The organism is Dactylosporangium sp. NBC_01737 (assembly GCF_035963215.1).
Taxonomy (GTDB): domain Bacteria; phylum Actinomycetota; class Actinomycetes; order Mycobacteriales; family Micromonosporaceae; genus Dactylosporangium.
In genome coordinates this window covers 12,583,197-12,592,642 of record NZ_CP109153.1, presented here as the reverse complement: position 1 = coordinate 12,592,642, position 9,446 = coordinate 12,583,197, and the positions used below count along the sequence as shown (strand labels likewise).

Genomic DNA, 9,446 nt, shown 5'->3' with positions numbered 1-9,446 from the left:
CTAGGTTGCCTAGGTATGGATGTCCGGGGTCATCTCGACCTGCTGCTGCTCGCGGTGCTGGCCGACGCCGGCCCCGTGCACGGCTATGCCCTGATCGCCGCGCTGCGGGACCGCTCCGAAGGGGTGTTCGACCTGCCGGAGGGCACCGTCTATCCGGCGCTGCACCGCCTCGAGCGCGACGGTCTGGTCGTGAGCCACTGGGAGCAGGCTGTGCCCCGCCGCCGCCGTGTCTACGCGCTGACCAGCGACGGCCGGCAGGCCAGGGTCGCGAAGCAGAGCGAGTGGCGCAGCTTCGTCAGCGGCGTGCAGTCCGTGATCGGCCCCGCCGCCGGACCGGTGACGGCATGACCACCGGGGAGGGCGGCAGCCCGGTCGAGGAGTACCTCGACGAGATGTTCGACCGGCTGGCCGGCACCGGCGCGCCCGGCCGCCGGATCCTCGCCGAGGCCGAGACCCACCTGCTCGCCGCGGCAGAGGACGGCATCGCCAGCGGCCTCGATCCGATGGCCGCCGAGCGGGAGGCCGTCGCCAGGTTCGGCACCGCCACCGACATCGCCCGGCAGGTCCGGCCCGCCCCGGCGGGTCTGCGGGTGGCGCTGCGCAGGCTCACCGTCGGCGCGTGGGCCGTCACCGGCGCCGCGCTCGCCTGGTACGGCGCGAGCGGCACCGTCACCTGGCTCCTCGGCCGGCCGTTCGCACAGCTGATGATCGCCACCGACCGGTTCGGCAGCCAGCGGGACATGTGCGAGCGGCCGTGGGTGCCAGGCACGCCCGGCCTGGACTGCGCCGCGCTCTACCAGAGCCAGCTCGCCACGGTGCCCGCCGGCGGGGCGCGGTTCCCGTTCGTGGTCGTGGCGCTCGCGGGCGCCGCGCTGCTGGCCGCCCTGTTCATGGCCCGCCGCTGGACCGCGCTCGGCACCCCGGCCTGGACGCCGGCGGGTCCCGCGCTGCGGCTGGCGTTCGCGGTGCCGTTCGGCCTCGTCGCGGCGCTGCTGCTGTTCTATGCCGCCCTCGGCGCCCACGCGTTCATGCAGAGCTGGACGCTGAGCTACGCCACCGCCGGGTTCCTCGCCGGCGTCATCAGCGTGGTCGCGGCCCGCCGCTCCCGCCGGCGGGCCGCACCGGCATAGCTTCAGTCGAGCATCGCCCCGCAGGTCATGTTCAGCGCGGTGCCCGTCATCGTGCGGGCCAGGTCGGAGGCGGCGAAGACGGCCAGGTTGCCGGCGTCCTCCAGGGTCGCGGCCCGGCCCAGCAGGGTCTGGCCGGTGATGCCCGCCTCGATCTCCGCGCGGCCCGGCAGGTCCGCCGGGATGCCCTCGGGCACGCCGCCGGTGCGCAGGGTCAGCACCCGCACGCCGTGCGCCGCCAGCTCCGTGGCGAGCTGGCGGCGCATCTGCTCGACGGCCTCGAAGGCGGTCTGCAGGCCGCCGAGGTGGTAGTCGCGCGGCGGTTCGCCGGACCCGCCGAAGAACAGCAGCACCCCGCCGCCGCCGTCGCGGGCCATGTGCCGGCCGGCGGCGCGGGAGGTGATGAACTTCGACCGCACCGACTGCACGACCGGCGCCAGGTAGTCCTCGACGCTCATGTCGAGCATCGGGGTGCCCTGCACGTCGGCGTCGGCGATGACGTTGACCGCCACGTCGATCCGTCCGGCGGCCGCGACGACCGCAGCGGCGTGCTCCTCGACGGCCCGCTCGTCGAGGGCGTCGACGACGGCGGTGTCCGCGGTCCCGCCGGCCGCGCGGACGTCCGCCGCGACCCGCTCCAGCGCGCGCAGGGTGCGCCCGGCGAGGAACACCCGTGCACCGGCCCGCCCGTACGCCCTGGCCATGGCGCCGCCGACCGAGCCGCCGCCCCCGTAGATGATCGCGTTCTTCCCTGCCAGCAGCATGGTGCTTCCTTCCGCGTCGGTGTGTCCGTCACCGATACAACCCGGCGTGGCGCCCGGACTCATCGCGGATCGAGGAACCCGGGCAGGCCGAACGCGGGGAACAGGGCCGGGCCGAGGAACGACACCACCGACGTGACCCGGGAGCCGCGGACCGTCAGCACGTCGATGCTCGCCGCCTCGAACCCGCCGCCGGGGGCGAGGAGGTACGTGCCGAACGCCGGCAGGCCGTTGGCGCGGGTCGGCAGGAACCGCCACCGGTGCAGGGCCGGACCTTCGAGGAGGAACGTGCGGATGGCCGCGGCACCGTGGTACACCTCGGGCAGCGGTGGCATCGAGTACCTCGCGTCGTCGGCCAGCATCCCGACGATGGCGTCGACGTCGCCCGCCTCCCACGCCGCGCGATAGGCGCGGGCCACGTCCCGCACGTCGGGGGAGGGCGCGGCGTCGGGCGCGGGCAGCGCCTTGCGGGCCCGCTGGACGGCGCTGTTGACCGCGGCGGCCGTCGTGCCGAGCAGGTCGGCGGTCTCGGCGGCGGAGAAGCCGAGGACCTCCCGGAGCAGGATCGCGGCCCGCGGGCGCGGCGCGAGATGCTGCAGGGCGGCGACGAACGCGAGCTCCACCGAGATCCCGGTGATCGCGTCGGGGAACGGCTGCAGCCACAGCGGCTCGCCGGCCGGATCCGCGGGCAGCTCGCGGCGGCCCCGCCGTTCCAGCGCGGTGAGGCAGCGGTTGGTGGCGATCCGGTACACCCAGGGCCGCACCCCGCCGCGATCGGTGAGGTCCGGGAACGCCTTCCACGCCCGCAGGTAGGTCTCCTGCACGGCGTCCTCGGCGTCGTGCAGCGAGCCCAGCATGCGATAGCAGTGTGCGAGCAGCTCGTTGCGCAGGGGCCCGACCAGCGCCTCGAACGTGTCGTCGTGTCCGTCGAGGGTGTCCACGCGCGCGGCCGCTCCTACCTCTGCCACAACTCCTGCTGCAACCGCTACCACAACGCCGGCTTCCGCACCGTCACGGCGTCCGCGGCGGCCCCGCCAGGGCGGTGATGATGTCCGTCCACCGCTGCTCGGGATCGACGCCCCCGGCCGCGGTGAGCGACGGGAACGTCGCCGGGTAGCCGGCATGGCGGAACAGCCGGTCGACGAGCCTGGTGTTCGGGGTGCAGGCCGGCGCGCGGCGCAGCCACGATCCGCGGACGCGGGCGATCCGGTCGGCGTCGCCGCGGTGCAGGCCGAGCAGCAACTCGACCGTCCACTCCCGCCAGCCGGGCCGGCCCGAGACCGCCTGGATGATGGCGTTCGCCTCGTCGAGCGCGGCGATGACGGCGGCGTCATCGCCGAGCAGGCACACCGCCTTGGCCGCGACCGACGTGCGCATCTGCAGGTGCATGCCGAAGCGGTCGCACTGCGCGATCACCGTGTCGCATTCCGCGGTGGTGATCCGGCGGGCGAGGGCGGAGCGCCAGGTGACGGCGGTCGTGTTCTCCAGCGCGATGCGGTGCTGGCCCTGATCGTTGAGGAACGCCGCCCGGCTGACGGTGCCCGCGATCGCCTCGTCCAGGTCGCCGCGCTCGAACGCGAGGTCGCTGCGAAGCCGCTGCAGCTCGGTCGGCACGGTCGGCGGCGTCTCCCGCAGGAGCCGGTCCAGGTCGTCGTACCGGCACAACGTGTGCAGCGTGCGGCCGACCTGATACCGCAGCACCGACGAGTCCGGCTCCGCCGCCAGCAACTCGCGCAGCAGGGTCAGGGCGCGTCCTGGGTCGCCGCTGACCCGGATCGAATATGCCAGGAACACCTTCGCCCGGCGGGTGATGTCGGCCGGTAGCGGGGTCGCCAGGAGCTGTTCGAGGTGGCGGATGCGTTCGTCGGTGTGTTTTCCCCGCCACGCGTCGAAGAAGCGTGACAGCTGCCCCATCCAGGTGCGGGTGTCCGGTGGCGGCAGGCGCTCCGCGGTGCGGCCCATGCCGGGCAGCTCGACCAGCGCGGTGGCCAGCCACGGGACCTCGAGATCGTGTTCGGCGCTGAGGCCGGCCGCGAGCTCCAGCACGTCCAGCCGCCGGTCGACGTCCTCGATCACCTCGTCGTGGCGTTGCCGCAGGACGTCGAGCAGCGCACGGGCGCAGTCGAGGCGGTCGGCGGCGGTGAACGCGCCGGGGCTGCTGACCGACTCCTTGGCCAGGGCGGCGCGGACCGCGTCGTGCAACCGGTAGGGGAACACCGGGTGAGCGTCGCCCCGGACCAGTGCCCTGGTGCAGAACCGTTGCGCGTCGCCCTCCAGCCGGCGCGCCGCCGACGCCAGCAGCCGGGTGTCGAAGCGGGGGAGCAGGCTGGCGGTGCGGGCGATCGCGCGTTCCTCGTCCGGCAGATCGGCGAAGACCCGGGTCACCAGGGCGGGCAGCGGACCGCCGAAGGTGCCGGGGTCCAGGGCGCCGGGTCCGGCCGAGCGGGCGATCGCCAGGGACAGGTCGAGGTACAGCGGCAGGCCGTGCGCGCCGCGCCGGATGCGTTCGGTCACGTCGGCGCCGAGGACGGGGTTGCCGCCGGCCCCGGACGCCCGCGCCAGGTAGCGCAGCACGTCCTCGTCGGCGAGGTCGCCGACGAGGTGCTGCCGCGGCTCGGCGGTGGACAGCAGGCTCAGGCCCGGCCAGACGCTCGCGCCGACCTCGGGCAGGACCCCGAACAGCGCGGGGTCCGCCCAGTCCAGGCTCCGCCTGGACGTGACCGTCCACAGCACGCCCGGGGTGAGGTGGACGATCCGGTTCAACAGCCGTTCCTGTTCGCGGTCGCCGCCCTGGACGTATTCCACGGCGTCGGCGAACGCGACGACCAGCGGCCGGGAGCCTCGGACCAGGCGCTCCAGGTCCCAGGACAGCAGCCCGGGGAGGTACGAGGCGACCTCGGACGAAGCGTCCCGGCTGGCCGCCTCGACGATCGCCTCGAGGGCGTGGCAGTCGCGCAGCATCCGGTTGCTGAGGCGGCGGCTGCGGATCGCGTCGACGAGCATGATGCCGGTCCGCACCGACAGGGGTCCCAGGCCGAGCTGTGCGCCCGCGTCGGCGATGGCGTCGCTGAGGGTGTCCATGATCTGGCCGTGGACGTCGAACCCGGTGGAGGTCTTCAGCTGCGGCAGGGCGGTGCCGGGGCGGGCGAGCGACCACCATGCGGCCAGTCCCAGGTCGAACGCGGGGAACCGGCGGCCGCGCGCCGCGACGGCCGCGCGGAGGCTCAGCACGACGTCGACGGCGCTCACCACGCGGCTGCCGTGGAAGTCGATGCGGGCGGTGCAGACGGGATGGTCCAGTGCGGGTGGTGCGCCCCAGTCGGTGTCCGGCGGGAGTTCGCCGTGCAGCCAGCGCTCCAACCTGCGGGACAGCTCCGTCTTGCCGACCCCTCCGATCCCGTAGAACGTCAGGACGTTGCGGCGGACGGGTTCGTCGAGCACCGCGGTGCCGTCGACGACCCGCTCCAGGTGCCGCAGGACGGCGTCGTGGAATGCCTCGTTTTCCGGGACGCGGTCGGTGAACAGGTCGACCGCGGTGAACCGGCGGTCGAACAGCCGGTCCAACGTCATGGGAACAGTCCAGCACAGTCCGTACCCGATGGGCAGCGCGCTACGGCCGCGACACGATCGACGATCATCCAGGCCGGCCTGGCCACCCGGCAGCCCCGGCACGGCCGATCGTCCGGACCACCGCGCCGCGGTGTCAGCTCGTGCGGCCCAGCGCGCCGGTGCGCAGCACATCGTTGGCGGAGGTGAGCAGGCGGTGGCAGAGGTCGGACTCCTCGGCCCAGCCCTGCCAGACGTCGTCGTCATCGGCGATGCGGGCGGTGAGGTCTTCGAACGAACGGTCCTCCACCGGTGTCCCGGCGACCCAGTCCGTGACCGGTGAGTCACCGGTGCGCAGGACGTAGCCCAGCGCCACCGCCTCGGCCCGGAGGCGGTGCGCCGACACGATGCAGCCGTGCTCGCCGAAGAGCACGCCGGGCAGTGGCCTCGGCAGGATGACGACGCCGTCGCCGCACGCGGCGAGCAGGTGGTCGAACGCCGTCGCGCGGTCGGCCAGGGTGTCATACGCCTGGTAGAGATCCGGCCCGTAGGGCGGGGCCTCGGCGGGGGCCGTGCCACGGACGGCGACGTGCCGCGCGAACCAGTCGAGCCGGTCGACCCGCCGGGCATGCGACGAGTACGACCCCATCGACGCGCCGAGCAGGCACGGGTCGGTGTCCGGCGGCAGCGGCGGCTCGATCGCGGTGACCGACAGCGGCTCCCGGTGTGGCGGCAGCCCGAGCAGCTGCAGGTCCGCGTTGAGCTCGTCCAGGAACCGCTGCCGCTCCTCCAACGGCCAGTACGTCTCGTCGCACAGGAACAGTCCGATACCGACATCGAAGCCCACGCCGGAATCGTAGGGTCATGGCTGGTTGAGCAGTTCCATCAGCTGGGCTGCGTTGCGTTGGGCGTTGTCGGCGCAGCAGTTGTTGAGCAGCACGTGGGTCTCGTCGGTCTGCGCGGCCAGGTCGTGCAGCTTCGTGGCCCAGTCGGCCAGTTCGTGCTCGGAGTACAGGTAGGCGAACTTCTCGTCGATGTCGGTGCTGGTCCAGTGGTCGCCGCGGCCGTGGAAGCGCACGACCGCGAGGTCCGAGGTGGCCGCGACGACCGGCGGGACCGACGAGCGGTGCCCCTGCGGCATGTCGACGGCGACGTACGGGATGTCGCGCTCGCGCAGGAAGCGCAGCGTTGCCTGCTCGGAGTCACCGTCGAACCACGACGCGTGCCGGAACTCGACGGCCACCCGCAGCGGCCGGCAGCGGGCCACGACGTCGAGCAGTGTCTGCCTGCTGGCGGCGCGGGCGGTGAACCACGGCGGGAACTGGAACAGCACGACGCCCAGCTTGCCGGCCCGCACCAGGGGGTCCAGCGCGGCCAGGAACCGGGTCCATACCTCCTCGTAGGTCTTCGGCGGCAGGTCGTCCGCGTACAGGCGCTGCTTGCCGGCGTCGGGCCGCAGGTCCTTCGGTAACGTGCTGACCCTGATCGGGTGGCCGGTCAGCAGGCCGAACGCCTTGATGTTGAACGTGAAGGTGGCCGGGGTGCGCTGCGCCCACAGGGCGGTGTTCCGCTCGGCGGGCAGCGCGTAGTAGGTCGAGTCGACCTCCACGATCGGGAACTGGGTGGCGTAGTAGGCCAGCCGCCGCTCGGGGCTGTTCGCGTCGTGCGGGTACCAGCCCGATTCGAGCAGCGTCCTGTGGGTCCAGGAGGCGGTCCCCACCTTGATCTCGCCCATGACTGCACTGCGTCCCCCGCCACGGCGCCCGGCAAACCGCCACGCCGCGGGTCATTACGCCGGGGCGTGCGCCAGCTGGGTGCGCAGCCAGGCCGGGTCCGGGTTCACGTGGGCGCCGTCAGGCAGGATGACGGTCGGCACGGTCTCGTTGCCGCCGGCGACCTGGCGCACGGCGGCGGCGCCGTCGGGGTCGCGCCAGATGTTCACCCACGACGCGTGCCGGGCACGGCCGAGCAGGCGCAGGCGCAGCCGCAGGCAGTACTGGCAGCCCGGCCGCCAGTAGACGATGGGGCGTCCCGCGGCCTGTGCCACGGCGGCGGGCACGTGCCGGGGAAAGGACAGCGGGGAGAAGACGACGGCGAGGGCGAGGAACGCCAGCCCGAGGACCACCGCACCGGTCACGGAGCCGTCCGCGGCCTGCTTGGCGGCGACCGCCGCGCCGCACGCCACGAACGCCAGGGGCATCAACCAGATACGGATCACGGCGACACCTTAATCGCTCAAGCCGGTGACGGGGACACCAGGAGGCCGCGCTCGTCGAGGACCTTGTCGCTCCAGTAGCGGTCCCACTCGTCATCGACGTGCACGGGGACCTTGCCGGCAGGGTAGGGCACGTAGCCGGACGGCGGGTCGGTGCCGTCGCGGACGCAGGTGCGGCCGGTGGCGTTGCCGACGGCCTTCACCGGGTGCTCGCCGGAGCGGCAGATCCGCTCCTTGAGCGAGCACCCGGTGACGGTGAGCGTGAGCAGGACCGCGGTGAGCAGGACGGCGAGCAGGCGCTGGGGCATGCCCTCAGTGTGGGCCTCGCGGGACGTCGCCGCGCAACGTGATGCGGTGCGTGACGCGGTGGGCGGTGCCGTAGTCGCGGTCGGCGTAGTGGGCGGTGCTGCGGTTGTCCCACACGGCCACGTCGCCGGCCCGCCAGCGGTGACCTGCCACAGCACCCCGAGCACGGCGACGGCCACCACCCGCAGTCCGATCCGGCGGCCCCACTCGGCGTTCACGGCGCTCCCTACTTCGATGCGATCGGCGTTGCAAAAGTCTGCAAGTCCTGTCGTATAAGTAGAGAAGAAGCAAGTGGGGCCGCCGTTGATCACATGCTCTGCAGTGCCGCTCCGACGATGCGCTGGGAACGCAGCGGCTGGTCGGTGCCGCCCATGTGCAGGGTGTTGACGGAGAAGACCAGCCGCATGGACAGGTCCCGGGTCGCGGCCATCGCGTTGTTGTAGCCGGGCCGGTCGCCGCTCTTGCCCCACACCGTCGACGACGGCAGGTCCAGCAGCTTCGTGAGCCCGGCGCTGTAGACCGCGTCCTTGTCGTCGGTGTCGTCGTCGTTGCCGTCGTACAGCTTCACCCCGGCCGGCACGGTGAACATCTCCGACAACTGAGGCTCCGGCACCAGGTGCCCGCTGAACAGCGCCACCATGAACCGGTCCAGGTCCGGCGCCGTCGAGATGATCGACGCCGCCGACCACTGCAGCGACGTGTCGGCGCGGGTCACGTCGACCCAGCCGTCCGCGGTTGCCTCGTAGCCGTGCGCGTGCGGGCCGTGCACCTCGACGTCCCGGCCGGGCGCGGTGGTGCCGCGCAGGCCGAGCCGGTCGATGATCCGCCGCTGGATCTGCGATTCCCAGCTGCGACCGGTGACCTTCTCGATGAGCAGGCCGGCGACGATGTAGTCGACGTTGCCGTACCGTTGCTTCGTGCCGGGCGTGAACGCCAGAGGCTCGGCGGTGTCGATCTGGCTGCCCTTCGCCCAGTGGTCGTAGCGGTGCGCGAGGAACCACTCCGCCTGCTTGTTCGGCACCGGGACGTGGTTGATGCCGCTGGTGTACGTGAGCACCTGCCGCACCGTGATCGGCGCGGTCCCGGCGGGCAGGAGGTCGGGCAGGTAGTGCTGCACGGTCTGGTCCAGGCCGAGCCTCCCCTCCGCGGCGAGCTGCAACGCGACCACGGCCGTGAAGGTCTTGGTCATGCTGCCGATGCGGAAGCGCCCGTCGATCGGGACCGTCCGTCCACTGCGGACATCGGCGACGCCGGCCGTGCCCTGGCGGCATCCGTCGGCGTCGTTGAGCAGCAGGAGCGCCCCGGACGCCTCCTCGTCCGGCAGCCCGGCGAGGGCATTGCGCAGCGGGGTCCCGTCCGCCACGGTCGTGCAGCGGTGCAGGCCCGGTTCCCCGGCGTTCGCGGTGCCGGCCGTTCCGATGACGAGCGCTGCCGCGACCAGGGCGGCACTGAGTTTGCGCAAAGCGGACACCTCCAACGATAGGTGGAAAT

At 73.0% G+C, this 9,446-nt stretch carries 11 protein-coding genes; 2 read left to right on the top strand and 9 right to left on the bottom strand.

Going from position 1 to position 9,446, the window contains the following annotated elements:
* Nucleotides 1-15 precede the first annotated feature (15 nt).
* Together OHA72_RS57990 and OHA72_RS57985 are read left to right on the top strand one after the other, a co-directional pair.
* Entirely contained in the window at nucleotides 16-348 is a 333-nt protein-coding gene (locus OHA72_RS57990) for a PadR family transcriptional regulator (protein WP_327004638.1), read from the top strand.
* On the top strand, nucleotides 345-1,130 hold the full coding sequence (locus tag OHA72_RS57985; protein WP_327004637.1) for a permease prefix domain 1-containing protein: 786 nt from the start codon (nucleotides 345-347) through the stop codon (nucleotides 1,128-1,130). Before OHA72_RS57990 ends, OHA72_RS57985 begins: the two co-directional genes overlap by 4 nt.
* Before the next feature lie 2 nt (nucleotides 1,131-1,132).
* On the opposite strand, the gene OHA72_RS57980 is transcribed toward OHA72_RS57985, so the two are convergent.
* From OHA72_RS57980 to OHA72_RS57940, 9 genes are all read right to left on the bottom strand, one after another.
* Nucleotides 1,133-1,891: an SDR family NAD(P)-dependent oxidoreductase gene (locus tag OHA72_RS57980; protein WP_327004636.1), complete on the bottom strand. Its 759-nt coding sequence runs from the start codon at nucleotides 1,889-1,891 to the stop codon at nucleotides 1,133-1,135.
* Nucleotides 1,892-1,950: 59 nt separating this feature from the next.
* Nucleotides 1,951-2,829, bottom strand: a complete 879-nt coding sequence (locus OHA72_RS57975; RefSeq protein ID WP_327004635.1) for an RNA polymerase subunit sigma-70 — start codon at nucleotides 2,827-2,829, stop codon at nucleotides 1,951-1,953.
* A gap of 70 nt (nucleotides 2,830-2,899) precedes the next feature.
* On the bottom strand, nucleotides 2,900-5,458 hold the full coding sequence (locus OHA72_RS57970; RefSeq protein WP_327004634.1) for a hypothetical protein: 2,559 nt from the start codon (nucleotides 5,456-5,458) through the stop codon (nucleotides 2,900-2,902).
* 133 nt (nucleotides 5,459-5,591) lie between these two features.
* The gene (locus OHA72_RS57965; protein ID WP_327004633.1) at nucleotides 5,592-6,281 is read right to left on the bottom strand and encodes a hypothetical protein; all 690 of its coding nucleotides are present in this window, start codon (nucleotides 6,279-6,281) and stop codon (nucleotides 5,592-5,594) included.
* Nucleotides 6,282-6,296: 15 nt separating this feature from the next.
* Nucleotides 6,297-7,169: a DUF72 domain-containing protein gene (locus OHA72_RS57960; RefSeq protein ID WP_327004632.1), complete on the bottom strand. Its 873-nt coding sequence runs from the start codon at nucleotides 7,167-7,169 to the stop codon at nucleotides 6,297-6,299.
* 54 nt (nucleotides 7,170-7,223) lie between these two features.
* On the bottom strand, nucleotides 7,224-7,652 hold the full coding sequence (locus tag OHA72_RS57955) for a glutaredoxin domain-containing protein (protein ID WP_327004631.1): 429 nt from the start codon (nucleotides 7,650-7,652) through the stop codon (nucleotides 7,224-7,226).
* Between the two features lie 17 nt (nucleotides 7,653-7,669).
* The gene (locus tag OHA72_RS57950; RefSeq protein WP_327004630.1) at nucleotides 7,670-7,957 is read right to left on the bottom strand and encodes an SCO0607 family lipoprotein; all 288 of its coding nucleotides are present in this window, start codon (nucleotides 7,955-7,957) and stop codon (nucleotides 7,670-7,672) included.
* A 4-nt stretch (nucleotides 7,958-7,961) separates the two neighbouring features.
* Nucleotides 7,962-8,108: a TauD/TfdA family dioxygenase gene (locus tag OHA72_RS57945; protein WP_327004629.1), complete on the bottom strand. Its 147-nt coding sequence runs from the start codon at nucleotides 8,106-8,108 to the stop codon at nucleotides 7,962-7,964.
* 154 nt (nucleotides 8,109-8,262) lie between these two features.
* Nucleotides 8,263-9,417, bottom strand: a complete 1,155-nt coding sequence (locus OHA72_RS57940; RefSeq protein ID WP_327004628.1) for a serine hydrolase domain-containing protein — start codon at nucleotides 9,415-9,417, stop codon at nucleotides 8,263-8,265.
* Nucleotides 9,418-9,446 lie beyond the last annotated feature (29 nt).

Bases quoted from the DNA above. Each gene is read 5' to 3' on its own strand.
- OHA72_RS57990 (WP_327004638.1), top strand. From the start codon at position 16: ATGGATGTCCGGGGTCATCTCGACCTGCTGCTGCTCGCGGTGCTGGCC.
- OHA72_RS57985 (WP_327004637.1), top strand. From the start codon at position 345: ATGACCACCGGGGAGGGCGGCAGCCCGGTCGAGGAGTACCTCGACGAG.
- OHA72_RS57980 (WP_327004636.1), bottom strand. From the start codon at position 1,891: ATGCTGCTGGCAGGGAAGAACGCGATCATCTACGGGGGCGGCGGCTCG.
- OHA72_RS57970 (WP_327004634.1), bottom strand. From the start codon at position 5,458: ATGACGTTGGACCGGCTGTTCGACCGCCGGTTCACCGCGGTCGACCTG.
- OHA72_RS57960 (WP_327004632.1), bottom strand. From the start codon at position 7,169: ATGGGCGAGATCAAGGTGGGGACCGCCTCCTGGACCCACAGGACGCTG.
- OHA72_RS57950 (WP_327004630.1), bottom strand. From the start codon at position 7,957: ATGCCCCAGCGCCTGCTCGCCGTCCTGCTCACCGCGGTCCTGCTCACG.